The sequence below is a fragment of the Nocardia sp. XZ_19_369 genome (assembly GCF_015355715.1).
Classification (GTDB): Bacteria; Actinomycetota; Actinomycetes; order Mycobacteriales; family Mycobacteriaceae; genus Nocardia.
Genome location: NZ_JACVED010000003.1, coordinates 693,929 through 719,696, shown reverse-complemented (window position 1 = coordinate 719,696; position 25,768 = coordinate 693,929). Strand labels below are relative to the sequence as shown.

Sequence of the window (25,768 nt, the reverse complement as noted above, 5' to 3'; positions counted from 1 at the left end):
CGCTACTGTGCGGCGCGCGCCAGTCGGTCCACTGCCTCGGTCAGCGTGGCGCTGTCGGAGGTGGTGAAGCACATGCGCATCGAGTTGCGGTAGCCGCCGTCGACGGCGAAGGCGGAGCCGGGGACGTAGGCGACGCCTGCCTCGAGGGCACGCGGGAGCAGTGCCTGGGTGTCGGTGTCGTCGGTGAAGTCGGCCCAGACGAACATGCCGCCGGTGGCGTCGGTGCAGCGCACGCGGTCGCCGAAACGGGTGCGCACCGCGTGCACCAGCGACTTGGCGCGCTCGCCGTAGACGGTGCGCACGTGGTCGACGTGGGCGGACAGCCAGGTCTCGTCGGCGAGCAGGTCGGCGGCGATCTGATGGGTCAGCGCCGAACCGCACAAGTCCGCACCTTGTTTCAGCAGTTCCACCGCGCGGCACACCGGGTCCGGTGCGACCATCCAGCCGACGCGCAGCGAGGGCGCCAGGATCTTGGAGGCGCTCGACAGCCGAATCACGTTGCGGGAGTAGGTCGCCACGGGCGCGGGCGGCGGGTTGTCGAACCACAGCTCGCCGTACGGATCATCCTCGATCACCCAGAAACCATGTGCGTCAGCGAGTTCGGCGAGTTCGGCGCGACGCCGCGGGCTCATCGTCACCCCGCCGGGGTTGTGGAAATTGCTCACCGTGTGCACCAGGGCCGGGCGTTCGCCACGGGCGAGTAGATCGGCCAGCGCGTCGGTGCGCATGCCTTCGGCATCCAGCGGCACCGCGACGATCCGCGCACCGGCGGCCCGAAACACTTGCAGCGCACCGACATACGCCGGATCCTCCACAACGACCAGCGCGCCGGGGTCGAGCAGCACCTCGGCCAGCAGCGAAAGCGCCTGCTGCGAGCCATGGGTCACGAACACCTCGTCGATGGTCACCGACCTACCGAGCCGAAAAGACTCCCGCTCGGTGAGCACCGCGCGCAGCGGGCGCCAGCCAGGCGACTCGGTGTATTGCAGGCAGCCCGCGCTGCTCAGCGCCGCATCCGCAGCAGCCGCGATCCGCTCGCGCGGCATCAGTTCCGCATCCGGCAACCCGCCGGCCAGGCCGATGATCTCGGCGCGCGCGGTGAGTTTCAGCAGGTCACGGATCGCCGAGCTCTGCAGTCCGCCGAGCTTGGCCGCGAGCGGTGGAATGGTCGGCGACATGGGAACCTCCGAACGGAACGCCGAGTTACGCGAGCATCCACTGTCGCATACGAGTGACCAGGATATGAAACCGATTTCTCACATATTGAGAGCTTCGCGACCACCGGCCGCGAAAGCTCAGGACAGTGCCCGCTCCCTGATCGCGTAGATCTGCACCTTGCCGTCTCGCAACACCGTGGTGACTGTCTGCGGGTACACCCTGGTCTTACCGTCGGGATGGTGCTCGGTCAGATCGACATCGAAAGTGTCGGTCGCCACCTCGGTGATCCGCACACAGTGCGTGGTGCCTACCGGCACCTCCTCGTTGATCCCCTTCTGGATGACATCGGCCGGTGACACGTTCTCGGCATCGGGCGCCACGAAGCTCCTCGCTCGCTCGCCGCTGCGCTCCACGTAGAAGGAGTATTGGAAGCCGAGGATCGCCCCTGGTCCGGTGGTGGCATCGCCGCTGCCGTTGCCGACGGTCACTTTGCCGTCCTTGGTGGCCGGGCAGCTCAGTGCCGCAGTGGTGGTCGCGGCGGGCGGCGCGGCGGTGTCGCCGCCGGTGTTCCGGGACACCATGATCACCGTCACCGTCAATCCGACCAGGATGGCGAGTGCCAGGATGCCCGCAATCACGTTGCGGCCGGTGTGTGAGCCGGATTGCCGAGGCATCGGCGGCGCCACGACCGGCGTGGTCGGCGCCAACCGCTTCGCGATCGGATCATCCGCCCAGGACAGTCCCGGCGCACTCAGCGGCGGCGGTTTCGGCACGCTCCCCGTGTCGGTCGGGCGGTTCCACCACGAGTCCTTGTCCGGGTCCCCGGCAGACCGCGCGGGCTGCTCGCGATCGGCGGGCGGTACCCGAGGCGGCGCGGGCGGTCCCGGCGGCGGCTCGGCGACCGCTGCGGAATCAGGTGCACGGTACTGCGGCGGCGGTGTCGGCCCCGCGTCGGCGGCGGGTCGCCACACCAGCTCGGGATGGTCGGCCGTCTGCTCCGGCACCTGCCAGCGCGGACCGGTATCCCCCATCGGCGGGCCGAATTCGGCAACGGGCGGACCGAATTCTGAGACAGGCGGGCCGAATTCACCCACCGGAGGTCCGAAATCCGACGCGGACTGGTCGTCGGATTCGTTCTCCCTCGGATCACCGTCGGAGGTCACACCCAATCCTTTCCCCAAGACACACGTGTGGGGCGGTCGCGAACGACCGCCCCACCCGTCGAATCAACCCCAGTCGTCTCAGTACTGGAGTGAACCACCCCACTGGGTGGTCACGCCACCCACTTCGACCGTTTGCGGAGCCAGATCGCCCGGCTGCAGCGGAAGCTTAACTTGCGCGGCCGCTTCGAGCGCCGCGGCGCCGCCCGGCTGTTCCTTGATCCAGTTCTCGACGGCCGCCTTGGCCAGGTTGGCCTGGGTGGTGTCGAAGACGGAGACCGTCTTGTTGTCGGTCAGGCCGACACCACCGGTGTAGGTGGTGACCTTGACGGTGTTGGTGTCGACGTATTCGACCGAAACACCGGCCTCACCGGCACCGGCCGGGGTGCGGTACCCGATGGTGCCGACGTAACCCGACTCGTTGTTGAAGTGGTGGGTGTTGGCCACGTGGCCCGGCAGCAGCGCGCCACCGTCGATGTTCGCACCGATCTCCTGGTGCGGACCGGTCATCTCGACGACGGGCGCGGGCGGGGCCTCCTCCAGTCGCGGGGCCTGCCAGCGGGGCTGCTGCGGCTGAACCAGCGTCTCCGGCTGCTGCGCCTGGGTGTTCTCGTCGCCGCCCGGGGTGTTCTGGGTGCGCGGCGGCGTGTTCGGCGTACCCGGCTGCTGCGGCGTGGTGCCGGGCTGGGCCGGCGCCTGCTCGCCGTCCGGGGTATCCGGCGTCACCGCGGGCTGGGCCTGACCCTGCTGACCGGACTGACCCGGCACCGGCAGCGGCGCGATCCGCGGGGTGGTGACACCCGGCTGGGTCGGCTGCGCCAGTCGCGGATCCTTGTTCGGATTCGGCATGACCGGATCCGGCGTATTGACACCCGGCTGGCCCGGCGTGGTGACGCCCGGCTGGCTCGGACCCTGCGGCTTGTTGGGATCCGGCTTGTTCGGATCCGGCTTGGTGGTATCGGGGCTCGGCGGTGCCTCGTTCACCCCTGGCTGCGCCGGAGCGGGGCTCGGCGGCGCGGTGGTGGGTGGAATGGTCGGATCATTGGGAGCTGCCCCCGCCGGCGCCGCCAAGAGAGAGGCCACCGCGGCCGCGGCGGCCAGTGGCAACGAGGTGCTCGCCATCGCTCGCTGCGCCCGACTCGGCTTACGATGTTTCACTTTTCGCATTCCCTTTCCCGGGTGTGACCTGGGTACGGTCGCACTCAGTTGTCTCTGACGAGACGCCCGGTCGTCGAACGACGCGAAGGTCATTCGACGTTTCGACTGGGAACGATCCATCCCCCCGAACACCGAACCACGCGACCGCCCGCCGATCGCATCTCTGCGGGAAGTGAACCATATGTAGGCCTGATGGGCAATGTGAATGAAAACTTCACACTGCACGAACGCTGCTGAACCGCAAGACCATTCAGTCCAGGTCGTCGTGGCGCATCAACTGGCGTGCGGCTTCGGTCACCGAGCCGGTCAGCGAGGGGTACACCGAGAAGGTCTGGGCCAGGTCGTTGACGGTCAGATTGTTCTGCACCGCGAGCGCGATCGGCAGGATGAGCTCCGACGCGATCGGCGCCACCACCACACCGCCGATGACCACGCCGGTGGCGGGGCGGCAGAAGATCTTCACGAAACCCCGGCGCAGGCCCGACATCTTGGCCCTCGGGTTGGTGTTCAGCGGCAGCATCACCGTGCGGGCCGGCGTCTCACCGTTGTCGATCGCGGTCTGGCTCACGCCGACGGTGGCGATCTCCGGGCGGGTGAACACCGCGGACGCCACGGTCTTCAACCGGATCGGGCTGACGCCCTCGCCGAGCGCGTGGTACATCGCGATGCGGCCCTGCATCGCGGCCACCGAGGCCAGCGGCAGCAGGCCGGTGCAGTCACCCGCGGCGTAGATGCCGGGCACCGAGGTCCGCGAAACCCGGTCCACCCGCAGGTAGCCGCCGCGGTCGAGTTCGATGCCGACCCGTTCCAGTCCGAGGCCGTCGGTGTTCGGCGTGGAGCCCACGGTCATCAGCGCGTGCGTCCCGGCGACGGTCCGGCCGTCGGACAGCTTGACCACGACGCCCTCGGCGGTGCGCTCGACCGCGTCCGCGCGGGCGTGCTTCACCAGCTCGACACCGCGTTCGGCGAGCGCGTCCTCCAGCACGAGGGCGGCGTCGGCGTCCTCGCCGGGCAGCACCCGGTCGCGACTCGAGACCAGCCGCACCCGCACGCCCATTTCGGTGTAGGCGGAGACGAATTCGGCACCGGTGACACCGGAGCCGACCACCACCAGGGTCTCCGGCAGCTCTTCCAAGTCGTAGAGCTGACGCCAGTTCAGGATGCGCTCACCGTCCGGCTCGGCACCCGGCAACACGCGCGGGCTCGCGCCAGTGGCGATCAACACAACTTCGGCCTCGATGGTCGTCTCGGTGCCGTCGGCCAGCACGGCCCGCACGTGATGCGCGGCAAGGCCGGTAGACGTGTCGGTCAGCTCCGCGCGACCGGCGAGCACGGTGACGCCGACGGTCTGCAGCTTGGACCTGATGTCGGAGGACTGGGCCAGCGCCAGCGCCTTGACGCGGCCGTTCACCTCGGCCAGTTGCACCTTCGCCTGGTTCGGATCGAGGGTGATCCCGAGATCGCGGGCGCGGCGCAGGTCGGTGCGCACGCCGGTGGAGGCGATGAAGGTTTTCGAAGGGACACAGTCCCAGAGCACACATGCCCCGCCGATGCCGTCGCTATCGATCAGCGTCACCGACGCACCGTGCTGGGCTGCCACCAGCGCCGCCTCGTAGCCGGCCGGTCCGCCACCGATGATCGCTATGCGGGTCATGGATACCTCCGCTCTTGGTTGCGCACCGGGATCTCCGGTACCTGTCAACGTTATCGGGCGAGGCAGGCCCACCCGTCGCCCGGCCACCACCCCTCACGGAATCGCCACGCGATGCAGGCCCACCCGTCGCCCGGCCACCACCCCTCACGGAATCGCCACGCGATGCGGGTGTCTACACGGTCGCCGCGCCCGGAATACGCGACCGGAACACCGCATCTGGCCGGGATAGAGACGATCCTCGGATGTTATTGGCTACCCTTCTCTGGTGCCGATCTACGCCGCCTATGGGTCCAACATGGACTCAACCCAGATGCTCGAGCGCTGTCCGCACTCGCCCATGTCCGGAACGGGCTGGTTGGAGGGCTGGCGGCTCACCTTCGCTGGTGACGACATCGGCTGGGAAGGACCACTGGCGACGGTCGTCGAGGAGCCCGGTTCCCGCGTTTTCGTCGTGCTCTACGACGTGTCGCCCGAAGACGAGCAGCGACTCGATCGGTGGGAGGGCTCGGACTTCGGCATCCACAAGAAAATCCGGCTGCGCGTCACCCGCAGTGAGAGCGGCGCCGACCCGACGCTGTCCTGGTTGTACGTGCTCGACGCCTACGAGGGCGGCCTGCCCTCGGCGCGCTACATCGGCGTGATCGCCGACGCGGCCGAAAAGGCCGGTGCGCCCGAGGATTACGTGCATTCCCTGCGCACCCGCAACAGCCGCAACGTCGGCCCGGGCAATTTCGGCTGACAAACGAGACGACGTGGCCGGCCCGAAGGCCAACCACGTCGCGGTTTTTCTCAGCTCAGCGTGCGTTGAGCACGATATTGGTCAGCACCCGCACGCCGACCGCGAGCGCGCGCTCGTCGATGTCGAACGTCGGCTGGTGCAGGTCCAGCTGCTCGCCGTGCCCGGACCAGACGCCCAGGCGCGCCATCGCGCCGGACACCTCTTCCAGGTACCACGAGAAGTCTTCGCCGCCACCGGATTGCATGGTGTCGGCCAGCGCGTCCGGGCCGAGCTTGCGGATCGCGTCCTCGAACATCCGGGTGGACTGCTCGTCGTTGACCACCGGCGGCACGCCGCGACGGTAGTTCAGCTGATACCGCACGCCGGTGGGGGCGAGCAGTCCGTCGACGATCTCGCGCACCATCGGCTCCAGCAGCGACCAGGTCGCGTGATCGCCGGTACGCACGGTGCCGGTGAGCATGCCGGTCTGCGGAATCGCGTTGGGCGCCTTGCCCGCACTGACCGCACCCCACACCATCACGGTGCTGGTGCGCGGGTCGATGCGCCGGCTGAGCAGGCCGGGCAGCCCGGTGATCACGGTGCCGATGGCATAGACCAGATCGCTGGTGAGATGCGGGCGCGAGGTGTGCCCACCCGGCGAGTCCAGCACCAATTCGACGGTGTCGGCGGCCGAGGTGATCGCGCCGACCCGGATGCCGACCCGGCCCACCTCCAGGCGCGGATCGCAGTGCAGCGCGAAGATCCGCTCCACACCCTCCATCGCGCCGGTGGCGACCACGTCGATCGCGCCGCCGGGCATGACCTCCTCGGCGGGCTGGAAGACCAGGCGCACGCCGACCGGCAGTTCCGGCACCTCGGCCAGCGCGAGCGCGGTGCCGAGCAGGATCGTGGTGTGCGCATCGTGCCCGCAGGCGTGCGAGACGCCGGGCACGGTGGAGGCGAAGCTCAGACCGGTGAACTCCTGCAGCGGCAGCGCGTCCATGTCGGCGCGCAGGCCGATGCGCGGGCCCTCCGGCCCGATGTCACAGATGAGGCCGGTGCCGCCGGGCAGTGGCTGCGGGGTCAGCCCCGCCTTGATCAGCCAGGAGGAGATGAATTCGGTGGTGGCGAACTCGGTGCGGGAAAGTTCCGGGTTGGCGTGGATGTGCCGCCGCCACTGGACGAGGTCGACCGAGTGCTCGGCCAGCCAGCCCTCGACCGATCCCAGTCCCGTCCCCACGGTGTTCGACAATGCGACGAGGTCCGGACCCTCCACGAGTGCACACGCACCCGTGTCCGTCCCCGTAACCCGCTCGGCCGAACGGCCGGTAGTGCTCACCGAATCTCCTCCTGTCGTTGAACGAGCCGTTGCAACAACCTGTCCCTGTGTTCTTCATCGCCGGCAGCGGTGATCGCGGTACGCGCGAGAGCCAGCGCACCATCGACCACCGCACGATCCGCCGAGACGTTGACGCTCGCCGCGGCGAAATCCGGCTGGTGCGTCACCGCACCACCGGCATCAATTCCGATAACCGGATGGATGCCAGGAATGACATTGGTGACGTTGCCCATGTCCGTGCTTCCGAGCGGCCGCTGTGCCTCGAGCTCGGGTGCGATCGGCACTCGCCCCAATCGGGTTATCTGCTCGCGGTAGGCAAACAGTAACGCCGGATCGGGCGTCAGCTCGGTATATGTCGGCGCGACAGTCCGGATTTCCTGGGTGCAGCCGGTCGCAAGGGCGCCGGCCTCGAAACACGCTGACGCTCGTTGCATCAGGTTGTCGAGAGATACGGAGTCGACTGCGCGTAGGTAATACAGCAGTTCCGCACGTCCGGGCACGATGTTCGGGGCTACGCCACCATCGCCGACTATACCGTGGAGTTGCTGGCCAGGCTGGAGATGCTGTCTCAGCAATCCGAGAGCTACCTGCGTGACGGTGACCGCGTCGCCCGCGTTGCGGCCGAGTTCCGGCGCGGCGCTGGCGTGCGCCTCGCGGCCGTGGAAGGTGATGGCCAGATCGGCCATCGCCAGCGAGTGCGCGCCCGCGATGTCGAGCGGACCGGGGTGCACCATCATCGCCATCGCCACGTCGTCGAAGACGCCGCGCTCCAGCATCAGCACCTTGCCGCCGCCGCTCTCCTCGGCGGGCGTGCCGAGTACCAGCACGGTCAGCCCGAGCGCGTCGGCCACCTCGGCGAGGCCGAGCGCGGCACCGACCGACGAGGCGGCAATGATGTTGTGCCCGCAGGCATGTCCCATCCCCGGCAGGGCGTCGTACTCCGCGCAGATGCCGACGGTCAGCGGCCCGCTACCGAAGCTCGCGCGAAACGCGGTCGGCAGGTCGGCCACGCCGGTCTCGACCTCGAAGCCGCGCTCGACGAGCGGCGCGATGGTCTTGGCGACGCTGCGCGTCTCCTCGAACGCGAGCTCCGGCTCGGCGTGGATCGAGTGCGAAAGATCGACAAGCTGGTCGACCGCGGCCTTGATCGCCGCGTCCGACAGCTGCATGGCATCGGCGCGCGCGACGTCGTAGTCGCTGCGCGTTTCCTGGTGCCCGCTGCGCGGTGGTGGCATGGAACACAGTGTTGCACTGCGCCGCAAACCGAGCGAAGTCATGCCGGTCCGGGTCGCGCCCGGCGCAGCGGGTCGCCGTCGCGTCACCGCAGTTCAGTACGCCACATTCCGCCGAAGGACACAGCCGTGTCCCTCGGCCGCCGCGGGGTCAGCCGGTGGCGAAGGCCAGGTTCTCCGGCGTGGTCGGCACGGCCAGACCCGCCAGCGCCTCGGCGTGCAGCGCGCGCTTGATCACCGGCAGGTTCGGCTTGCGGTTGCTCGCCAATGCCGCGGCCTCGGCCACCGCGGTCGCCAGCAACGACTCCGCGTCGGCCTTGCCGTCCACGATGCCCGCGGCGATCGCCTCGTCGGCCGGGTAGCGGTAGCCGGTGGTCATCGCCTGCACGCAGACCTGGTTGGACAGCCGCTGGGTGAGCAGGGCGTTCATGCCCACGGTGAACGGCATGCCCAGGTGCACCTCGGGCAGGCAGTAGAAGCCGCGATCGGCGCGCATCACCCGGAAATCGTGCGAGGTGGCCAGCATGGCGCCCGCCCCGAAGGCGTGGCCGTTGATCGCGGCGACCGTCGGCATCGGGAACGTCAGCAACCGGGTGTAGAGCGAGTGCACGCGGTCCAGGTAGCCGTGCGAGTTCTGCAGGTTGGCGAACAGCCAGTCGGTGTCCAGGCCGTTGGTGTAGAACTTGCCGGTCGCCACGGTGACCAGCGCGGCGGGACCCTCGGAGCTCTCGACCTTGTCCAGCACAGCGTGGAACTCGTCGATCCAGTCCGGGTGAAAGCGGTTCTCGCTGTCGGTCTGTCCCTCGTTTCCGAGGTACAGGACGAACACTTCCCCTTCACGTTCCAGATACGGCATGGGTGCAGAATATCCGGCGCCCGGCAGCACCCCTACTCGCGGGTAGCTATCCCGGAGCGTGGCCGGAATTCAGCGTCGCGGCGGGGTGTAGTCCAGGCCGAGGTCGGCGCTGAACTCGCGCAGGAACTCCTCGAAGACCGGGGTCAGGTCGCTGAACGCGAAGTCGACCTGGCGGAGCACTTCCATGCACAGCAGGCCATAGAGCCGAATCCAGGACTTCAGAAACACGTGCGCCGCTTCGGGCGGCAGCTGACCGTCGATGCCCGCCGAGTAGGTGACCAATTGCCGCCGCAGTGAGGGATCGAGGGCGGCGAGCTCCGGCACGGCGAACGGTCGCGTGATCCACAGCACGGCAACCTCGTTCCGGAAGACGGCTTCGAAACGGAGAGCGCTCGCGTGACTGAGCGATTCGGGCGCGAGAGTGGTGGACGGTGTCGCGAACAGCCACCCGAACTCGGCCGGGTGCGCCACCGCCCAGGCGCGCATGGCCCGGCACATGGCGAGCAACCGACTCGACGCGGAAGCGCGGGCCAGACCGTCCCGGGCGGCGCCGACGGAGGCGGTCAGTTCGTCGTAGAAGTCCGCGGTGACGGCCTGTACGAGAGCTTCGTGCCGCGGGTAGTAGCGGTACAGCGCGGGCCCGCTCATGCCCATCTCGCGCGCGATGGCGTTGACGGCCACCGATTGCGGGCCGTTCTCGATCAGCAATCGCCGGGCCGTTGCCCGGATCTCGGCCATGGTCGCTTGCCGCGCCCGGTCCCGACGGCTTGCCGTACTCGGCGATGCCGCCCACGCCATCACACCGGACGTCGGCCAAGGCGCGGGCCTGGCCATCGAGGACGCGGTGGTACTGGCGGCCGCGGTCGGTCAGCACGGGGTAACAACGGGTATGCGCGCCTACGATGCCGCCCGCCGCCCGCGCACCCAACGACTGGCCCGGACCTCCGGCCGGATGGGCCGCGCGTTGCAAGGTGGCACGCCGGCCACCGCTCTGCTCCGCGACGTCGTGGCCCGATGCACCCCGCCCGCGGCGAACACCCGATTCACCGATTCGCTCTATGGCTGGACACCGCCGGGACTTGCCGCCGCCGCGCATTGAGCCCGCCGCGATCGACCTGCGGGTTGTCCGAGCGCACCCGCAAGCCCGTGTCAGGCGGACTATCGTGACGATCATGCTTGCCGAACAGGCCGCCGAGGCGATCGCCGAACGTACTGGAGTGCCGCGTCACCGGGTTGCGGTGGTGCTCGGCTCGGGCTGGCAGGAGGCGGCCGCTGAGATCGGCACCCCCGTCGCGTCCGTGCCGATGCCGGAGCTGCCCGGATTCGGGACGCCGAGTGCGCAGGGGCACGTCGGCATGATCCATTCGGTCGCGGTCGGTGCCACACCCACGCTGCTGCTGATGGGCCGCCAGCACCTGTACGAGGGCTACCAGCCCGCCGAGGTGGTGCACCCGGTTGCCGCGGCCGTCGCGGCGGGTGCCGAGATCGTGCTGCTCACCAACGCCGCGGGCGGTATCCGCGAGGGGCTGCGGGTCGGCGAGCCGGTGCTGATCAACGATCACCTGAACCTCACCGCCCGGACCCCGCTCACCGGTGCCACCTTCGTCGATCTCGTCGACGCGTGGGATCCCGAATTGCGCGCCCTGGCAAAAGAAATCGACCCCACCCTGACCGAGGGCGTGTATGCGGGCCTGACCGGGCCGCAGTACGAGACCCCGGCCGAGATCCGGATGCTACGCACCATGGGCGCCGACCTGGTCGGCATGTCGACCGTGCTGGAGGCGATCGCCTGTCGCGCGCTCGGTGCCCGGGTGCTCGGCATCTCCCTGGTCACCAACCTGGCCGCCGGCGTCACCGGTGGGCATCTGTCGCACGCCGAGGTGCTGGCCGAAGGTCACGCGGCCGCACCGCGATTGGGCAAGCTGCTGCGCGGCGTGCTGGAACGGGTGTAGATGCTGCGCTTCGGCACCGCCGGCCTGCGTGGCCCGCTGCAGGACGGCCCGGACGGCATGAACGTGACGACGGTGACCAAGGCCACCGCCGGACTCGTCGAGTGGCTGCGCGGGCGGTGCCTCGGCGGGGGCGCGGTGGTCGTCGGGCGCGACGCGCGCCACGGCTCCGCCGAATTCGCCACCGCGACGGCGGAAATCTTTGCCGCGGCGGGTTTTCCGGTGACCTTGCTGCCCGGTCCGCTGCCGACGCCGGTGGTCGCGTACGCGGTGCGCGAGCTCGGTGCGGTCGCGGGCGTGCAGATCACCGCCTCGCACAATCCGGCCACCGACAACGGCTACAAGGTTTACCTCGACGGCGGCTCGCAGCTGCTGGCCCCCGCGGACACCGAGATCGAGCAGTGCATCGACGCGGTCACCGAACCCGTCGCCCGCACCCCGGTCACCCCGGCGGACGACGACATCGTCCAGCGCTACCTGAACCGGGTGTCCTCGCTGCCCTCGGTGATCGGCGGCGCGGGTGCGCGGGCCGCGATCCGGATCGCGCTGACGCCACTACACGGGGTCGGCGGCCAGATGGTGGTGCAGGCGCTCGCCGCAGCGGGATTCACCGACGTGCACGTGGTCGAGGAGCAGTTCGAGCCCGATCCCGACTTCCCGACGGTCGCGTTCCCGAACCCCGAGGAACCCGGCGCCACCGATCTGCTGCTCGCCCTCGCCGCCCGGGTCGGCGCGGACGTCGCGATCGCGGTCGACCCCGACGCGGACCGCTGTGCCGTCGGAATTCCGCTGCCGGACAACACCTGGCGAATGTTGCGCGGTGACGAGACCGGCGTGCTGCTCGGCGACTGCGTGCTGCGCACCGCACCGCAAGACGCGCTGGTGGCCACCACGATCGTGTCATCGCGGCTGCTGTCCAAGCTCGCCCCGGCCCGCGGCGCCCGCTACGCCGAGACCCTCACCGGCTTCAAATGGCTGGCCCGCGCGGGCGACGGCCTGGTCTACGCCTACGAGGAGGCGATCGGCCACTGCGTCGACCCGGCGACGGTGCGCGACAAGGACGGCATCTCGGCCGCCGTGCTGACCGCGGACCTGGTCGCCCGCCTGAAGGCGGCGGGCCGCACGCTGACCGACCAACTCGACGACTACGCCCTGGAATTCGGCCTGCACAGCACCGATCAGGTGTCGCTGCGGCTCGATTCGGCGGCGGCCGCCGCGGACGTGGTCGCCCGGTTGCGCGCGAACCCGCCGGACCAGATCGCGGGCGAGCCGGTCAAATACACCGACCAGCTCCAGGTACGCGGCCGGATGCGCACGGACGCCCTCGTTTTCGAGAGTAGCGGCTCGCGCATCGTGATCCGGCCGTCGGGCACCGAGCCGAAACTCAAGTGCTATCTCGAGGTGGTCACCCCGGTCGCGGCGGCTGCCGAACTGCCCGCTGCCAGGACAACTGCGGGACAACACCTTTCCGCATTGCGCGATTACTGCCGGGGGCTCTGACCCAGCCGTCATCATCAGATGATGACGGCGATGCACTGTACCCACTGCGGCAGCGAGGCCATGATGCCCGGCTTCATCGAGGACTCCGGCGACAGTTCACGCGGCCATGCCCGCTGGGTCGAAGGGCCGTTGGAGATCGGCTTCTGGGGCGCGAAGCGGACCGGCCGCGCGCACTGGCTGGTCGATGCGTTTCGATGCAAGGACTGCTTTCACCTCGAGCTGTTCACCCGAGCCCAGGACGGGTGAACTCCCGCGTGCGGCGCACCGGGCCGACGCCCGGCAACGTCGCGCGCGGGTGACACCAGCGGCCTAGCGCGGGCCGAACTGGCGATCGCCCGCGTCGCCGAGGCCGGGGACGATGTAGGCGTGCTCGTTCAGGCCCGCGTCCACGGCGGCGGTGACCAGGCGCACCGGGTGGCCCGAATCGGTCAGTGCGGCAACCCCTTCCGGTGCCGCGACGACGCAGACCGCGGTGATGTCGGTGGCGCCGCGGGCGACCAGGAGTTCGAGGGTGTGCCGCATCGAGCCGCCGGTGGCCAGCATCGGGTCGAGCACGTAGACCGGGAGTCCGGCCAGGTCGGCGGGCAGCGACTCCATGTACGGGACGGGCTCGTGGGTGTCCTCGTCGCGGGCGATGCCGACGAATCCGATTCGGGCGTCCGGGATCAGCTCGGCGGCCACGTCGACCATGCCGAGGCCCGCCCGCAGCACCGGCACCAGCAGCGGCGGTTGCGCCAGTCGCGCACCCTCGGTCACCGCCACCGGCGTGCTGATCTCGAACCGCCGCACCGGCGCCTCCCGCAGCGCCTCGTAGATGAGGATCCTGGTGAGGTCGCGCAGCGCGGCGCGGAAGGCGGAATTGTCGGTGCGCTCGTCTCGCATCGTGGTCAACAGGGCAGCGGCGAGCGGATGGTCCACGGTGTGAGTGCGCATGAGGGAACGATAAAGTGACCGGTGGGTCCGCCGCCGACGCTCTACCCGAAAGTTTTTTCGGATCGGTGGGAACCGAACGGGAAGAGGGCGCGTCGAACCAAGTGAATGACGTACTCTGCCTGGGAACAACAGATGGGGGAAGCTCTGATGCGGAAGATGTCGGCGGACACCGAGGGCATCGCAGCCTATGGCGCGACCGCCCATGTGATGGCCGGGGAGATGGCGACGGCCGGTGCCGGCGCCGCTGCGGCCGAGCCCGCGCTGCTCGGCCCGATCATGGGGTTGATCGGTGGTGATTTCATGGCCGCGTATGCCGCCGCGCACGCCGGACACGTCGCCTCGATCGGCCAGCTGTCGGCGGTACTCGCCAGCATGGGTGGCGCGGCCACCGGCGCGGCGACGGTACTCACCGAGACCGACCTGAACAACGCGGGAGCGCTGCGGACCGTGGCCACCGAATTGGACGGCTGAGCCGGTGATCGATATCAACGCACTGGCCAAGCCGATATTCGACCTGCTTTCCAGCTTCGGCTCCGGCGTGCTGCCCACCGGCGGCCCCTCCGACGCGCTGCGCAGCACGTCGAGCGTGGTGGACCAGATCCACCAGATGGGCCGCGACAGCATCAACGGCATGAACACCGCGTGGGACGGCCAGGCCGCCGACGCCGCCACCTCGAAGGCGCTGCGGGTGCAGACCTCCGCCGCCACCATTTCCGACCGCGGCAACGACATGGCAACCGTGGTGAATCAGGCTGCGGCCGAGGTGGAAACGGGTCAGAAAGACCTCGCGGGCATCGCCCAGTCGTTCGTGAACACCGCGGCGAGCGCGGGCCCGGCCCTGGCCACCCCCGCGGGCCTGACGATGATCGTCGGCTCCGCGATCGACCATCTGGGCCAGGCGCTCAACGTGGTCGGCCGGGTGCAGAACGAACTCGGCACGCACACCGCGTCGATGTCCGAACTCACCCCGCCGCCGCCCACCCCGTCGCTCGCGGGCACGGCCACCTCCACCGCGGGCGCGCAGCAGCTGGCTTCGACCGCGACCAGCGCGCTGAGCGGTGTCGGTTCGATGGCGAGCAGCCTGATGAGCACCGCGATGCCCTCGACCACCAACTCGACGACGGTCGGCACCAAGTCCGCAACGCCGAGCCCGTCGGGCACACCCAAACCCGACACCGGCTCCTCGGGCATGCCCGACGGCACCGGCGTGAAGATCACGCTGCCCGACGGCAGCACCGTGGAGGCGCCGAACGAGAAGGCCGCGACCGCGGTGCGCTCGGCGATCAGCGCGGTCGGCACGCCGTACGTGTGGGGCGGCAACACCCCCGGCGCCGGCCTGGATTGCAGCGGGCTGACCAAGTTCGCCTACGGCGAGGCGGGCGTGGAGCTGCCGCGCCTGGCCGCCGAGCAGGCCACCGGCACCTCGGTCTCCCCCGGCGACCTGATGCCCGGCGATCTGGCCATCTGGGATGGCCACGTCGCGATGGTGATCGGCAACGGCCAATTCGTCGAGGCAGGCGACCCGGTCCAGATCAGCTCGATTCGAACGGAGAACTCAGGGATGGGCTTCTACGGCTTCTACAGGCCGACGTCATGACTCAACCGCAGGTTCCCAACGTCACGGTCGCGGCCAGCACCAATCGGTCGGGCACCATCTCGGTGCGGGCCACCGATCAGGGCATGCCGGTGGAGATCAAGTTCGAGCGCAGCGAATACCGGTACGGCGCACAATCTCTCGCGAACGAGATCATGCGGCTCACCAAGCGCTCCACCGTCGCCGCGAAGGCGCGCCGCCGCGAGCTGCTCGCCGAGGCAGGCATGCCCGCCGACATCCTGGACCGGCTCGGCCTGCCCACCCGCCAGGCGGCGGTGGACGAGCTGGACCGGATCGACGACGCGGACACCGGACCTACGACCTGGATGAGGCCAGTATGAGCGAGCGGAGCGAGCGAACAATGAGCACAGCTGCCCCGGCGCTCATGGCGGAGCCGAGCGCCAGCGAGGCGCAGGCATGAGTGCCGAGATGGACGCTCTGGTCGCGAACGCGACGCAGAAGCTGGAAGCACTCGAGGCCGCGCTGTACGGCCTCAAGCAGGTACGCGGGCGGCACACCACCGAGGACGGCACGGTCACCGTCGAGGTCGACAGCGACGGCGCGCTCGTCGCTTTGAGCCTCGCCGAGACGGTCACCTCGCTGCCGCCCGCCGAGGTCGGACAGCTGATCGTCTGGGCTTGCAGGCAGGCCGCCGAGGACGCGGGCAACCAGCGCTCGAAGGTCGTTGCGACACTGAACGAGTCATTCGTTCCCGCGGCGAACGACGCCCAAGGAACCGTTGGGGGCGGGCCGGATAGTGCCTGACGCGGAAGGTCGATAGGCTTCCGCTCATGGCTTCTGGAGACATCGTCCCGATCGAGCTCGGCCTGACCGACGGCGATCTCGTCACCCTGTGGGCACCGCGCTGGCGAGACGGTGACGACGAGTGGGAGGCGTTCCTCGGACACGAGGACGCCCTCTACGGTTTCGAGACCGTTGCGGAGCTGGCCGCGTTCATCCGGACCAACTCCGACAACGACCTCGTCGAGCATCCGGCATGGAAGGTCGTCGTCGCGCTGTCGGCGGTCGAACTGGAGCCGGAGGAGAACTTCTCCTTCGATCTGGTCGCGGTGCCCGAACTGGCCGCGGGCGACCCCGACGTGGACACCATCGCCGAGCTCGAAGACACCCTCAGCATGGTCCGCAACATCGGCGAGGTGTGCGAGCTGGAGACGGTGACCAAGTTCTTCGGGTCGCACCCGGTGCTCGGCGCGCTGCCCGGCGGCGTGAACGCCTTCATCGGGCGCGACGGCGAGGAACTCTGGGACCAGATCGGCGCCGCCATCGCCAAGGGCTGGGACAGCGTCCTCGACGCCATCGACTCCGTCGTGAAAACCCCCGACGTCGACGCGGAAGCCGTCGCCGTCGCCGAAGCCGAACTGCTGGCCGCCGAGGAGAACGTGGTCGACGCCGACGACGCCGCGGACAACGAGGAGGACGAGTTCGAACCCGTCGACCTCGACGCGGACGACGAGGACGAAGACGAAGAGGACGAGACGTTCTGGCACGAGGTCGGCATCGACCCGGTCAAGATCATCACCTCCGACGGCACCTACTTCACGCTGCGCTGCTACCTCGACGACGAGCCGATCTTCCTCGGCTCCGACAACGCCATCACGGTGTTCAACTCCGAGCGCGCACTGGCCAGGTACCTGGCCGACGACCACGAACACGACCTCGCCCGGGTCAGCACCTTCACCGACGTTCAGACCGCCGCGGTGGACGGTTCGCTCGAGGTCGAGGTCAGCGACGAAAACGTCTACGTGCTGCCCGGCCTGGCGGACGACCTCGCCGAAGGACCGGAAGCGGTCGACATCGAGCAGCTCGACCTCGCGGTCGAACTGTTCACCGACGCCTCCGACTACGCGGGCGACGACGTCGTGGAACAGGCACTGGCCCAGTCCAATCCGCTGGGCTGGTACGTCTCGTACCTGCTCAACCCGGACCCCAACCGGATGGCGCCCAACCCGCCGTTCGCCGCGGAGGCGCAGTCCTGGCGGGAACTGGAGCGCAACTTCGAGTCCCGGCTCAACCCGCAGTAGGAACGCGCCCTCCGCGAGGTGGGCGCGCGCACCTTCGAACTGCCACAGTTGCGCAGGGTCCTACTTCAGGCGGATCCAGATCTGTTCGGCGCGGCCGATCAGGCGGTTGTCCGAGCCGTAGACGGCGGTGGAGGAGAAGGCTTTACGGCCTTGTTCGCCGTGGCTCTCGCCGACGACGACGCACTGTTCGCCGACCTCGGGGCGGTCGTGCACGGCGGCGGTCATCGAGCCGAGAAGGGCGGGCCGGTCGAACATGTCGGGCAGCGACCAGCCACCGGGGCAGTCCATCGCGGCCCACAGCACGGCGTGGCCGAGCGGGAGCGAGTCGTCGGGGATCCACGGTGCGGCCACCAGACCGTCACCGACCGCACCCGCTTCGATGCGCAGTCCGTCCGGGCGACCGCTGCCGCAGACGAAGCAGGATGCGAACATCTCGTTGCTCCGGTAGGAGCTCGCCGCCTCGGCTGCGGTCGCGAAGGGCACGGATGGCGGTGCGTCCCGGTCGAATTCGCCTACTCGGGATTCCGCGAGCAAGGTGTCGCCGTCGTACAACTCCCCCGCCCGCACTTCGAGCGGCTTGTCCAGCGGCGGCGGGCTGCGCAGGATCACCGTGACCGCGGCATCCTCGTGCTGCTCGGCCAGCAGTCCACCCACGTAGCCGCCGTTGCCGGAATCGGGCGGGCCGTTGAACCGACTGGGGATCCGCAATGTCGCCATAGTTCGCCACGCTAGCGAACCGGCGAACCGGCACCCGCGCACCCCCACCGCGACCGAAGTCGGAACGGCCGCACCGCCGGTCTCCGGGGAACAACGACACCGCCGCGTCTCCACACGGCCCCATGGTCGACCAACCGCAACCGGCCGGACCATTCGGCCGACGGGGAACTGATGGCGGCAGCACCCGAGTGAGCACGCCACCAGTTCCCTGGTGCGGATCTGTTGCGCCCCTTGGCTACCCGAGGAGCACCGCGTAGCCGGGCTTGATGATGTCGTCGATGATGCGCAGCCGCTCCGGGAACGGGATGAACGCCGACTTCATCGCATTGATGGTGAAGCGCTCCAGATCGGTCCAGCCGTAACCGAAGGTGTCGGAGAGCTTGAGCATTTCCTGGCTCATGGTGGTGTCGCTCATCAAACGGTTGTCGGTGTTCACCGTGACGCGGAAGCGCAACCGGGCCAGCAGGTCGAACGGGTGCTTGTCCAGCGAGGGCACCGCGCCGGTCTGCACGTTCGACGACGGACACAGCTCGAGCGGAATACGCATGTCGCGCACGTAATTCGCGACGAGGCCCAGGCGCGCGTCCTCGATCGCACCGGGCACGCTGATGTCGTCGGTGATCCGCACACCGTGGCCGAGCCGGTCGCAGCCGCAGAAGGCCAGCGCCTCGTGGATCGACGGCAAGCCGAACGCCTCACCCGCGTGAATGGTGAAGTGCGCGCTGTTGGCTCGCATGTATTCGAAGGCGTCCAGGTGCCTGCTCGGCGGGTACCCGGCCTCCGCGCCCGCGATGTCGAAGCCGCCGACGCCCCGGTCGCGGAAGCGCACGGTGAGTTCGGCGATCTCGCGCGAGCGTGCCGCGTGCCGCATGGCGGTGAGCAGGCAGGTGACCACGATCGGCCGTCCCGCCGCCGCGGCCGCAGCCTCGCCCTCGCGGAAACCCGCCAGGGTGTGTTCGACCACCTCGTCGAGCGTCAGTCCCCGTTCCAGGTGCTGCTCGGGGGCGAAGCGCACCTCGGCGTACACCACGCCGTCGGCGGACAGGTCCTCCGCGCATTCCCGGGCGACCCGGCGCAGGCCCTCCGGCGTCTGCATGACGGCGACGGTGTGCGCGAAGGTCTCCAGATACAGCTCCAGCGAGCCGCTGTCGGCCGCGTCCCGGAACCAGTTGGCAAGCGCTACCTCATCGTTGGCGGGTAGGTCCTCGTAACCGCACTCGGCGGCCAGCTCCAGCACCGTGGCAGGCCGTAGACCACCGTCGAGGTGGTCGTGCAGCAGCGCTTTTGGCGCCTGGCGGATCGAGGCAAGGGTCAATGCGGTCGGTCCAGTCATGTAACGACGGTAGCCGCACCGCGCCGGAACGGCACCAGACTGCCGAAGTGGCAACCATCTCGTTGCCGACCTACCCTGCGCCGTCCCATAGCCGGACACCAACTGCCCGCACCGTGTACCCCGCTGACCTCCGATAACAACAGGTGTGTGCGGCACAGAACACACGCTGGTACCGGCACGTGAGATCGCCGACGATCTGCGCCGCACACCAATTCACGTGCGACCGCAGCTACTTCCCTAGGCTCGGCGCGCCGTAAGGATTCGCACTCGTTGCCGCCCAGCGTGCCTCGATTCGCATGACCACGGCACACGGCGCGGTACCCCACCGTCGATCAGCAGCGACCGGAAACGCTGCACAGCAAGCAAATTCGTATGCCGCTCAGCAGTCAGGCGTCGATGCGTCCGAGTACCAGTGGGGTGGCGGGCTTTTCGGTGGATTCACCAATGGCGAAGACATCCTGCAACGCGGCTACGGCGCCAGGGAAGGCGTCCGGGGTATCGGTGTGCAACGTCAGCAAGGGCTGGCCAGCGGTCACCGAATCGCCTGGCTTGGCATGCATTTCGATGCCGGCCCCGGCCTGAACCGGATCGCCCTGCCGGGCCCGGCCCGCACCGAGACGCCACGCGGCGATGCCGACACCCATCGCGTCGAGGCGGGTCAGCACGCCGTCGCGCTCGGCCCGCACGACCTCGGCGTGCTTCGCCGTCGGCAGCGGTGCGTCAGGGTCGCCGCCCTGGGCGCGGACCATCGCCCGCCACTGGTCCATCGCCCGGCCGTCGGCGAGCACGTCGGCGGGGTCGGTGTCCAGGCCCGCGAGGGCGACCATCTCGCGGGCCAGCGTGATGGTGAGTTCGACGATGTCGGCGGGTCCGCCGCCGGCCAGTACCTCGACCGACTCGGCGACCTCGAGCGCGTTGCCCGCGGTGCGGCCGAGCGGGGTGTCCATCGCGGTCAGCAACGCGACCGTTCGCACCCCGGCGTCAGTGCCCAATTCGACCATGGCCGTGGCCAGTTCGCGGGCACCGTCGAGCGTTTTCAGGAAGGCGCCCGCGCCGACCTTCACATCCAGCACCAGCGCCGCAGTGCCCTCGGCGATCTTCTTGCTCATGATCGAGCTGGCGATCAGCGGAATGGATTCGACCGTGCCGGTGACGTCGCGCAGCGCGTAGAGCCGCTTGTCGGCCGGTGCGAGATCGGCACCCGCCGCGCACACCACCGCACCGATCGCGGGGTCGGCGAGGATCTCGCGCATGCGCGGCACCGAGACGTCGGCCTGCCAGCCTGGAATGGCTTCCAGCTTGTCGAGCGTGCCACCGGTGTGCCCGAGCCCGCGTCCGGACAGCTGCGGAACCGCGGCCCCGCAGGCCGCGACCAGCGGCGCCAGCGGCAGTGTGATCTTGTCCCCCACCCCGCCGGTCGAATGCTTGTCGACGGTCGGGCGCGGCAGATCGGTGAAGTCCAGCCGGCTGCCCGACGCGATCATCGCACCGGTCCAGCGCGCCGTCTCCCGCCGCGTCATTCCGCGCCAGACAATCGCCATCGCCAGCGCCGACATCTGCTCGTCCGCCACCGCCCCCCGGGTGAAGCCATCGACCACCCAGTCGATCTGCGCATCCGACAGCTCGCCGCCGTCCCGCTTGGTCGTGATGATCGAAACCGCGTCCAGTGCCGTCACATTCGCCAGTCTGGCATGAGAACCCAGCCAAGTCTGGTTCTTGTCGGTGCGGTTCGATAGCCTCACCGCATCAATCTTTCGAGGGGCTAGGGGGCATCAATGACATCCGTACACATCGACCGCCGCGTGGGGAAGCTCGAAGCGCGGGTGGCCGACATCGAGGAGACGCACGGCGACGCGCTGTACGACCTGAAGCGGGAGGTCTGCGAAGTCAGGATCGTGCAGAAACGCAGCTTCGCGCTTCTCTTGGAGCACATCGGTATCCCGCCGAACCGCATAGCAGAGATCACCACCGCCACCCACGCCGAAGTCGACGCGGCACTCGACGCGGACTGCTGAGGCCGACGATGACATCCATACACATCGAACACCGTGTGGCGATGCTCGAGACACGGGTCACCGATATCGAAGACACCCACAGCGAGTCGCTCTACCAGCTCACCAGAAGTAGCGCGGGCTGCCGGATCGAGACCGGGCAGCTGATCGACGGCGTGAACCGATTGGGCCGAGGTATGGACCTGATCATGGAACGGCTTGGGATTCCCCCGCTCCAGTTCACGCCGCTGGCTCGGGCCACCGAGGCCGAGATCGACGCGGCACTCGACGCGGACTGCTGAAGCCGACGCCGGTTACACCTGACCGGCGTTCAGGTCGTCGGGGCCGAAGGCATGGGGTAGTAAGTCGCGGAGCGGAACGGGTCCGTCCTTGTGGTCGACCAGGAGGTCGGGCCCACCGTGTTCGTAGAGGAGTTGGCGGCAGCGCCCGCAGGGCATCAGAATTTCGCCGCGGGAATCGGTGACCGAGATGGCCACCAACCGGCCGCCCCCGCCCGAATGCAAGTTACCGACGAGTACACATTCGGCACACAGGGCCAAACCATATGAGACATTTTCCACATTGCACCCGCTCACAATTCGGCCGTCGGTGCTGAGAGCCGCCGCACCGACCGGAAACCGCGAGTACGGCGCATAGGCGTTGCGCATAACTTGAATCGCGTTGTCGTGCAGGGATTTCCAGTCGATTTTCGACATCGGGCACCTCTTCTGGAGCAAGCCGAACCAGGCCGTGCGGGGCCCTCGCCGGAACCCTTCACACATCAAGAAAGGTAAACCTAACCCGCCAGACTGTAGCGCAACGCACGGCACGCCGAATTAGTTCCGGCAAACCTAGAGGATTAGAGTCCAGAACAGATCGGTTCAGGTTCCCGGCAGCGGGCCGCAGCGCAGCCACCTGGGCATTTGCGCCCAACGCAGCCGGCCTCGGATCAATGAACCGGGTCCATCAACGACGTTGGAGGCACCGCACTCTATGACCACGATAGAAGCTCCGGCACAGCCGAAGCGGAAGACGCTGTACCGAGGCGACCCTGGCATGTGGTCCTGGGCGCTGCACCGGATCACCGGTGTCACCATCTTCTTCTTCCTCTTCGTGCACGTCTTGGATACCGCGCTGGTCCGGGTCAGCCCGGACACCTACAACCGGGCCATCGAGACCTACAAGAGCCCCATCGTCGCGCTGATGGAAATGGGATTGGTCGTCTGCGTCCTGTTCCACGGATTCAACGGCGTCCGCGTGATCCTGATCGACTTCTGGGCCAAGGGCCCGAAGTACCAGCGCGTGATGCTCTGGGTCGTTCTCGCGGTGGTGTTCGTGCTGGCCGCGCCCGCGATCGGGCGCATGTTCTTCTACTTGTTCACGGAGCACTGACATGAGCGCACCTGTTCTCGGTAAGTCGTATGACCGACCGGCCAGCTTGGACTCGCCGCGCTCGCCACGTGCCCGCGCGAACAACAATTTCGAGAAGTACGCGTGGCTGTTCATGCGCTTCTCCGGCCTGCTGCTGATCATTCTGGTGCTCGGCCACATGTCGATCATGCTGCTGCTCGACGGCGGCGTGAAGCGGCTCAACTTCGGCTTCGTCGCCGGCCGCTGGGCCAGCCCGTTCTGGCAGCTGTGGGACCTGTCCATGCTCTGGCTGGCCCAGCTGCACGGCGGCAACGGCCTGCGCACGGTGATCGCGGACTACTCCCGCAAGGACTCGACTCGATTCTGGCTGAACACGCTGCTGGCCATCTCGATGATCCTGATCCTGGCCGTCGGCACCTACGTCATCTTCACCTTCGACCCCAACATCAGTTAGGAACAGGCCACTCCGATGAGTGAATCGCGGATTCAGGAGCATCGCTACGACGTCGTGATCGTCGGTGCCGGTGGCGCCGGCATGCGCGCGGCGATCGAGGCAGGGCCCCGGGCGCGCACCGCCGTCCTGACCAAGCTCTACCCGACCCGCAGCCACACCGGCGCGGCGCAGGGTGGCATGTGCGCCGCACTGGCGAATGTCGAAGAAGACAACTGGGAATGGCACACCTTCGACACCGTCAAGGGTGGCGACTACCTGGTGGACCAGGACGCCGCGGAGATCATGGCCAAGGAGGCCATCGACGCGGTGATGGACCTGGAGAAGATGGGCCTGCCGTTCAACCGGACGCCCGAGGGCAAGATCGACCAGCGCCGCTTCGGTGGGCACACCCGCGACCACGGCAAGGCGCCGGTGCGCCGCGCGTGTTACGCCGCCGACCGCACCGGCCACATGATCCTGCAGACGCTGTACCAGAACTGCGTCAAGCACGACGTGGAGTTCTACAACGAGTTCTACGTGCTCGACCTGGTGATGAGCGAGACCGACCGCGGTCAGGTCGCGACCGGCGTGGTCGCCTACGAGCTGGCCACCGGCGACATCCACGTCTTCCACGCGAAGTCCATCGTGTTCGCCACCGGCGGTTCGGGCCGGATGTACAAGACCACCTCGAACGCGCACACGCTGACCGGCGACGGCATGGCGATCGTGTTCCGCAAGGGTCTGCCGCTGGAGGACATGGAGTTCCACCAGTTCCATCCGACAGGTCTGGCCGGGCTCGGCATCCTCATCTCCGAGGCGGTCCGCGGCGAGGGCGGCATCCTGCGCAACGCCAGCGGCGAGCGGTTCATGGAGCGCTACGCCCCCACCATCAAGGACCTCGCGCCGCGTGACATCGTCGCCCGCTCGATGGTGCTCGAGGTGCTCGAGGGCCGCGGCGCCGGACCGAACAAGGACTACGTCTACATCGACGTGACCCACCTCGGCGCGGACGTGCTCGAGGAGAAGCTGCCCGACATCACCGAATTCGCCCGCACCTACCTCGGTGTCGACCCGGTGACCGAGCTGGTCCCGGTCATGCCGACCTGCCACTACGTGATGGGCGGCATCCCCACCAAGATCCGCGGTGAGGTGCTGCGCAACAACACTGACGTGGTGCCCGGCCTCTACGCGGCCGGTGAGTGCGCGTGCGTGTCGGTGCACGGCTCCAACCGCCTCGGCACCAACTCGCTGCTCGACATCAACGTGTTCGGCCGCCGCGCGGGTATCGCCGCCGCGGAGTACGCGCACCGCACCGAGTTCGTGGAGATGCCGGAGCAGCCGGCGCGGATGGTGCAGGACTGGCTGGCGCTGATCCTGTCCGACCATGGCAACGAGCGGGTGGCCGACATCCGCACCGAGCTGCAGTACACGATGGACATGAACGCCGCCGTGTTCCGCACCGAGGACACCCTCAAGCAAGCCCTCACCGATATCCACGTGCTCAAGGAGCGCTACAGCCGGATCACGGTGCAGGACAAGGGCAAGCGCTACAACAGCGACCTGCTCGAGGCCGTCGAGCTCGGCTTCCTGCTCGAGCTGGCCGAGGTCACCGTCGTCGGTGCGCTCAACCGTAAGGAATCGCGCGGCGGCCACGCCCGCGAGGACTACCCGGACCGGGACGACGTGAACTTCATGCGGCACACGATGGCCTACAAGGAGAGCCCGGATCTCATCTCGGATATCCGCCTCGACTTCAAGCCGGTGGTGCAGACCCGTTACGAGCCGATGGAGCGTAAGTACTGATGACTGTGCATACCCACCCCGGCGGCTCCGCCGCCTCACCGGCCCCCGGCGTACTCGAGAAGACCCCCCCGGCCAAGCCCGCGCCGGTCCCCGAGGGCTCGGTGATGATCACCGTCAAGGTCGCCCGGTTCAATCCGGAGGACGACAAGGGCGCGCACTGGGAGTCGTTCCAGGTGCCGGTCCTGCCGACCGACCGCTTCCTCAACGTGCTCATCTACATCAAGTCCTACCTGGACGGCACGCTCACCTTCCGGCGCTCCTGCGCGCACGGTGTGTGTGGCTCGGACGCGATGCGGATCAACGGTGTCAACCGGCTGGCCTGCAAGGTCCTGATGAAGGACATGCTGCCCAAGGGCGGTAAGTCCATCACCATCTCGGTCGAGCCGATCCGGGGCCTGCCCGTGGAGAAGGACCTCGTGGTGAACATGGAGCCGTTCTTCGACGCGTTCCGTGCCGTGAAGCCGTACCTGATGACCTCGGGTAACGAGCCGACCCGCGAGCGCATCCAGAGCCAGGCCGACCGCGCCCGCTTCGACGACACCACCAAGTGCATCCTGTGCGCCTGCTGCACCACCTCCTGCCCCGTGTACTGGAGCGACGGCAGCTACTTCGGCCCGGCCGCGATCGTGAACGCCCACCGCTTCATCTTCGACAGCCGCGACGAAGGCGCCCGCGAACGCCTCGACATCCTCAACGACGTCGAAGGTGTCTGGCGCTGCCGCACCACCTTCAACTGCACCGACGCCTGCCCCCGCGGCATCGAGGTCACCAAGGCCATCCAAGAAGTCAAGCGCGCACTCCTGTTCGCCCGCTGACCTTTCCGGCAC

The 25,768-nt window shown here is 68.5% G+C and carries 29 protein-coding genes; 16 read left to right on the top strand and 13 right to left on the bottom strand.

Annotated features, from left to right (window positions below):
- Positions 1 to 2: 2 nt before the first annotated feature.
- From IBX18_RS14750 to IBX18_RS14735, 4 genes are all read right to left on the bottom strand, one after another.
- Entirely contained in the window at positions 3 to 1,178 is a 1,176-nt protein-coding gene (locus IBX18_RS14750; protein WP_194834205.1) for a PLP-dependent aminotransferase family protein, read from the bottom strand.
- A 117-nt stretch (positions 1,179 to 1,295) separates the two neighbouring features.
- The gene (locus tag IBX18_RS14745; protein WP_194834204.1) at positions 1,296 to 2,321 is read right to left on the bottom strand and encodes a hypothetical protein; all 1,026 of its coding nucleotides are present in this window, start codon (positions 2,319 to 2,321) and stop codon (positions 1,296 to 1,298) included.
- A gap of 78 nt (positions 2,322 to 2,399) precedes the next feature.
- Positions 2,400 to 3,440, bottom strand: a complete 1,041-nt coding sequence (locus tag IBX18_RS14740; protein WP_228540954.1) for a hypothetical protein — start codon at positions 3,438 to 3,440, stop codon at positions 2,400 to 2,402.
- A gap of 286 nt (positions 3,441 to 3,726) precedes the next feature.
- A complete protein-coding gene (locus tag IBX18_RS14735) occupies positions 3,727 to 5,130 on the bottom strand; it encodes an NAD(P)H-quinone dehydrogenase (protein WP_107654333.1) in 1,404 nt (467 codons plus the stop codon).
- Between the two features lie 265 nt (positions 5,131 to 5,395).
- On the opposite strand from IBX18_RS14735, the gene IBX18_RS14730 reads away from it, so the two are divergent.
- Complete coding sequence (locus IBX18_RS14730) at positions 5,396 to 5,869, top strand: gamma-glutamylcyclotransferase (RefSeq protein ID WP_150404309.1); 474 nt, start codon at positions 5,396 to 5,398, stop codon at positions 5,867 to 5,869.
- 55 nt (positions 5,870 to 5,924) lie between these two features.
- Here IBX18_RS14730 and IBX18_RS14725 read toward each other — a convergent pair whose 3' ends face one another.
- The 4 genes from IBX18_RS14725 to IBX18_RS14710 all read right to left on the bottom strand — a co-directional run bounded on the left by IBX18_RS14725 (position 5,925) and on the right by IBX18_RS14710 (position 10,013).
- Entirely contained in the window at positions 5,925 to 7,076 is a 1,152-nt protein-coding gene (locus IBX18_RS14725; protein WP_194834356.1) for a M20 family metallopeptidase, read from the bottom strand.
- A 107-nt stretch (positions 7,077 to 7,183) separates the two neighbouring features.
- A complete protein-coding gene (locus IBX18_RS14720) occupies positions 7,184 to 8,356 on the bottom strand; it encodes a M20 family metallopeptidase (RefSeq protein WP_194834355.1) in 1,173 nt (390 codons plus the stop codon).
- A 214-nt stretch (positions 8,357 to 8,570) separates the two neighbouring features.
- Complete coding sequence (locus IBX18_RS14715; RefSeq protein WP_194834203.1) at positions 8,571 to 9,275, bottom strand: enoyl-CoA hydratase-related protein; 705 nt, start codon at positions 9,273 to 9,275, stop codon at positions 8,571 to 8,573.
- Positions 9,276 to 9,344: 69 nt separating this feature from the next.
- Complete coding sequence (locus IBX18_RS14710) at positions 9,345 to 10,013, bottom strand: TetR family transcriptional regulator (RefSeq protein ID WP_194834202.1); 669 nt, start codon at positions 10,011 to 10,013, stop codon at positions 9,345 to 9,347.
- Here IBX18_RS14710 and IBX18_RS14705 point away from each other — a divergent pair.
- The 4 genes from IBX18_RS14705 (at position 10,012) to IBX18_RS14690 (ending at position 12,970) form a co-directional block, all read left to right on the top strand.
- Entirely contained in the window at positions 10,012 to 10,374 is a 363-nt protein-coding gene (locus tag IBX18_RS14705) for an FAD-dependent monooxygenase (RefSeq protein WP_255528049.1), read from the top strand. The genes IBX18_RS14710 and IBX18_RS14705 overlap by 2 nt on opposite strands.
- Before the next feature lie 73 nt (positions 10,375 to 10,447).
- On the top strand, positions 10,448 to 11,227 hold the full coding sequence (locus IBX18_RS14700; protein WP_194834354.1) for a purine-nucleoside phosphorylase: 780 nt from the start codon (positions 10,448 to 10,450) through the stop codon (positions 11,225 to 11,227).
- The gene (locus IBX18_RS14695) at positions 11,228 to 12,724 is read left to right on the top strand and encodes a phospho-sugar mutase (RefSeq protein WP_194834200.1); all 1,497 of its coding nucleotides are present in this window, start codon (positions 11,228 to 11,230) and stop codon (positions 12,722 to 12,724) included.
- A 21-nt stretch (positions 12,725 to 12,745) separates the two neighbouring features.
- Positions 12,746 to 12,970 carry a hypothetical protein gene (locus IBX18_RS14690; protein WP_194834199.1) on the top strand — a complete coding sequence of 75 codons (225 nt, stop codon included), beginning with the start codon at positions 12,746 to 12,748 and terminating at the stop codon, positions 12,968 to 12,970.
- Positions 12,971 to 13,033: 63 nt separating this feature from the next.
- Here the strand turns inward: IBX18_RS14690 and upp are convergent, their stop codons facing one another.
- A complete protein-coding gene (gene upp / locus IBX18_RS14685) occupies positions 13,034 to 13,657 on the bottom strand; it encodes a uracil phosphoribosyltransferase (RefSeq protein ID WP_194834198.1) in 624 nt (207 codons plus the stop codon).
- A gap of 147 nt (positions 13,658 to 13,804) precedes the next feature.
- On the opposite strand from upp, the gene IBX18_RS14680 reads away from it, so the two are divergent.
- The 5 genes from IBX18_RS14680 (at position 13,805) to IBX18_RS14660 (ending at position 17,293) form a co-directional block, all read left to right on the top strand.
- On the top strand, positions 13,805 to 14,128 hold the full coding sequence (locus IBX18_RS14680) for a DUF2563 family protein (protein WP_194834197.1): 324 nt from the start codon (positions 13,805 to 13,807) through the stop codon (positions 14,126 to 14,128).
- Positions 14,129 to 14,132: 4 nt separating this feature from the next.
- Complete coding sequence (locus IBX18_RS14675; RefSeq protein WP_194834196.1) at positions 14,133 to 15,254, top strand: NlpC/P60 family protein; 1,122 nt, start codon at positions 14,133 to 14,135, stop codon at positions 15,252 to 15,254.
- Positions 15,251 to 15,592, top strand: a complete 342-nt coding sequence (locus IBX18_RS14670; RefSeq protein ID WP_107654327.1) for a hypothetical protein — start codon at positions 15,251 to 15,253, stop codon at positions 15,590 to 15,592. The genes IBX18_RS14675 and IBX18_RS14670 overlap by 4 nt, the downstream gene beginning before the upstream one ends.
- 76 nt (positions 15,593 to 15,668) lie before the next feature.
- Positions 15,669 to 16,016, top strand: a complete 348-nt coding sequence (locus IBX18_RS14665) for a YbaB/EbfC family nucleoid-associated protein (protein WP_107654326.1) — start codon at positions 15,669 to 15,671, stop codon at positions 16,014 to 16,016.
- Between the two features lie 26 nt (positions 16,017 to 16,042).
- A complete protein-coding gene (locus tag IBX18_RS14660; protein ID WP_194834195.1) occupies positions 16,043 to 17,293 on the top strand; it encodes a primosomal protein in 1,251 nt (416 codons plus the stop codon).
- Positions 17,294 to 17,353: 60 nt separating this feature from the next.
- Here the strand turns inward: IBX18_RS14660 and IBX18_RS14655 are convergent, their stop codons facing one another.
- The 3 genes from IBX18_RS14655 to IBX18_RS14645 all read right to left on the bottom strand — a co-directional run bounded on the left by IBX18_RS14655 (position 17,354) and on the right by IBX18_RS14645 (position 21,019).
- Positions 17,354 to 18,010 carry a hypothetical protein gene (locus tag IBX18_RS14655; RefSeq protein ID WP_194834194.1) on the bottom strand — a complete coding sequence of 219 codons (657 nt, stop codon included), beginning with the start codon at positions 18,008 to 18,010 and terminating at the stop codon, positions 17,354 to 17,356.
- 235 nt (positions 18,011 to 18,245) lie between these two features.
- Positions 18,246 to 19,343, bottom strand: coding sequence for an adenosine deaminase (locus tag IBX18_RS14650; protein WP_107654323.1), 1,098 nt, complete (start codon positions 19,341 to 19,343; stop codon positions 18,246 to 18,248).
- Between the two features lie 386 nt (positions 19,344 to 19,729).
- The gene (locus IBX18_RS14645; protein ID WP_194834193.1) at positions 19,730 to 21,019 is read right to left on the bottom strand and encodes a thymidine phosphorylase; all 1,290 of its coding nucleotides are present in this window, start codon (positions 21,017 to 21,019) and stop codon (positions 19,730 to 19,732) included.
- A 99-nt stretch (positions 21,020 to 21,118) separates the two neighbouring features.
- Between IBX18_RS14645 and IBX18_RS14640 the strand changes: the two genes are divergently transcribed.
- A complete protein-coding gene (locus IBX18_RS14640; protein WP_194834192.1) occupies positions 21,119 to 21,358 on the top strand; it encodes a hypothetical protein in 240 nt (79 codons plus the stop codon).
- A gap of 41 nt (positions 21,359 to 21,399) precedes the next feature.
- A complete protein-coding gene (locus IBX18_RS14635; protein ID WP_194834191.1) occupies positions 21,400 to 21,636 on the top strand; it encodes a hypothetical protein in 237 nt (78 codons plus the stop codon).
- Between the two features lie 12 nt (positions 21,637 to 21,648).
- Here the strand turns inward: IBX18_RS14635 and IBX18_RS14630 are convergent, their stop codons facing one another.
- Positions 21,649 to 22,050, bottom strand: a complete 402-nt coding sequence (locus IBX18_RS14630) for a cytidine deaminase (protein ID WP_194834190.1) — start codon at positions 22,048 to 22,050, stop codon at positions 21,649 to 21,651.
- Between the two features lie 277 nt (positions 22,051 to 22,327).
- On the opposite strand from IBX18_RS14630, the gene sdhC reads away from it, so the two are divergent.
- The 4 genes from sdhC (at position 22,328) to IBX18_RS14610 (ending at position 25,756) form a co-directional block, all read left to right on the top strand.
- Positions 22,328 to 22,726, top strand: coding sequence for a succinate dehydrogenase, cytochrome b556 subunit (gene sdhC / locus IBX18_RS14625; RefSeq protein ID WP_147129325.1), 399 nt, complete (start codon positions 22,328 to 22,330; stop codon positions 22,724 to 22,726).
- A 1-nt stretch (position 22,727) separates the two neighbouring features.
- Entirely contained in the window at positions 22,728 to 23,159 is a 432-nt protein-coding gene (locus IBX18_RS14620; RefSeq protein WP_107654318.1) for a succinate dehydrogenase hydrophobic membrane anchor subunit, read from the top strand.
- 30 nt (positions 23,160 to 23,189) lie between these two features.
- On the top strand, positions 23,190 to 24,941 hold the full coding sequence (sdhA, locus tag IBX18_RS14615) for a succinate dehydrogenase flavoprotein subunit (RefSeq protein WP_186818323.1): 1,752 nt from the start codon (positions 23,190 to 23,192) through the stop codon (positions 24,939 to 24,941).
- 104 nt (positions 24,942 to 25,045) lie between these two features.
- Complete coding sequence (locus tag IBX18_RS14610; RefSeq protein WP_228541176.1) at positions 25,046 to 25,756, top strand: succinate dehydrogenase iron-sulfur subunit; 711 nt, start codon at positions 25,046 to 25,048, stop codon at positions 25,754 to 25,756.
- The last annotated feature ends 12 nt before the right edge of the window (positions 25,757 to 25,768 follow it).

Excerpts from the sequence above, each read along its gene's own strand:
- IBX18_RS14750 (WP_194834205.1), bottom strand. The coding sequence starts at position 1,178 with ATGTCGCCGACCATTCCACCGCTCGCGGCCAAGCTCGGCGGACTGCAG.
- IBX18_RS14740 (WP_228540954.1), bottom strand. The coding sequence starts at position 3,440 with ATGGCGAGCACCTCGTTGCCACTGGCCGCCGCGGCCGCGGTGGCCTCT.
- IBX18_RS14735 (WP_107654333.1), bottom strand. The coding sequence starts at position 5,130 with ATGACCCGCATAGCGATCATCGGTGGCGGACCGGCCGGCTACGAGGCG.
- IBX18_RS14720 (WP_194834355.1), bottom strand. The coding sequence starts at position 8,356 with ATGCAGCTGTCGGACGCGGCGATCAAGGCCGCGGTCGACCAGCTTGTC.
- IBX18_RS14715 (WP_194834203.1), bottom strand. The coding sequence starts at position 9,275 with ATGCCGTATCTGGAACGTGAAGGGGAAGTGTTCGTCCTGTACCTCGGA.
- IBX18_RS14705 (WP_255528049.1), top strand. The coding sequence starts at position 10,012 with ATGGTCGCTTGCCGCGCCCGGTCCCGACGGCTTGCCGTACTCGGCGAT.
- IBX18_RS14710 (WP_194834202.1), bottom strand. The coding sequence starts at position 10,013 with ATGGCCGAGATCCGGGCAACGGCCCGGCGATTGCTGATCGAGAACGGC.
- IBX18_RS14700 (WP_194834354.1), top strand. The coding sequence starts at position 10,448 with ATGCTTGCCGAACAGGCCGCCGAGGCGATCGCCGAACGTACTGGAGTG.
- IBX18_RS14695 (WP_194834200.1), top strand. The coding sequence starts at position 11,228 with ATGCTGCGCTTCGGCACCGCCGGCCTGCGTGGCCCGCTGCAGGACGGC.
- IBX18_RS14690 (WP_194834199.1), top strand. The coding sequence starts at position 12,746 with ATGACGGCGATGCACTGTACCCACTGCGGCAGCGAGGCCATGATGCCC.
- upp (WP_194834198.1), bottom strand. The coding sequence starts at position 13,657 with ATGCGCACTCACACCGTGGACCATCCGCTCGCCGCTGCCCTGTTGACC.
- IBX18_RS14680 (WP_194834197.1), top strand. The coding sequence starts at position 13,805 with ATGCGGAAGATGTCGGCGGACACCGAGGGCATCGCAGCCTATGGCGCG.
- IBX18_RS14670 (WP_107654327.1), top strand. The coding sequence starts at position 15,251 with ATGACTCAACCGCAGGTTCCCAACGTCACGGTCGCGGCCAGCACCAAT.
- IBX18_RS14665 (WP_107654326.1), top strand. The coding sequence starts at position 15,669 with ATGAGTGCCGAGATGGACGCTCTGGTCGCGAACGCGACGCAGAAGCTG.
- IBX18_RS14660 (WP_194834195.1), top strand. The coding sequence starts at position 16,043 with ATGGCTTCTGGAGACATCGTCCCGATCGAGCTCGGCCTGACCGACGGC.
- IBX18_RS14655 (WP_194834194.1), bottom strand. The coding sequence starts at position 18,010 with ATGGCGACATTGCGGATCCCCAGTCGGTTCAACGGCCCGCCCGATTCC.
- IBX18_RS14650 (WP_107654323.1), bottom strand. The coding sequence starts at position 19,343 with ATGACTGGACCGACCGCATTGACCCTTGCCTCGATCCGCCAGGCGCCA.
- IBX18_RS14640 (WP_194834192.1), top strand. The coding sequence starts at position 21,119 with ATGACATCCGTACACATCGACCGCCGCGTGGGGAAGCTCGAAGCGCGG.
- IBX18_RS14635 (WP_194834191.1), top strand. The coding sequence starts at position 21,400 with ATGCTCGAGACACGGGTCACCGATATCGAAGACACCCACAGCGAGTCG.
- IBX18_RS14630 (WP_194834190.1), bottom strand. The coding sequence starts at position 22,050 with ATGTCGAAAATCGACTGGAAATCCCTGCACGACAACGCGATTCAAGTT.
- sdhC (WP_147129325.1), top strand. The coding sequence starts at position 22,328 with ATGACCACGATAGAAGCTCCGGCACAGCCGAAGCGGAAGACGCTGTAC.
- IBX18_RS14620 (WP_107654318.1), top strand. The coding sequence starts at position 22,728 with ATGAGCGCACCTGTTCTCGGTAAGTCGTATGACCGACCGGCCAGCTTG.
- IBX18_RS14610 (WP_228541176.1), top strand. The coding sequence starts at position 25,046 with ATGATCACCGTCAAGGTCGCCCGGTTCAATCCGGAGGACGACAAGGGC.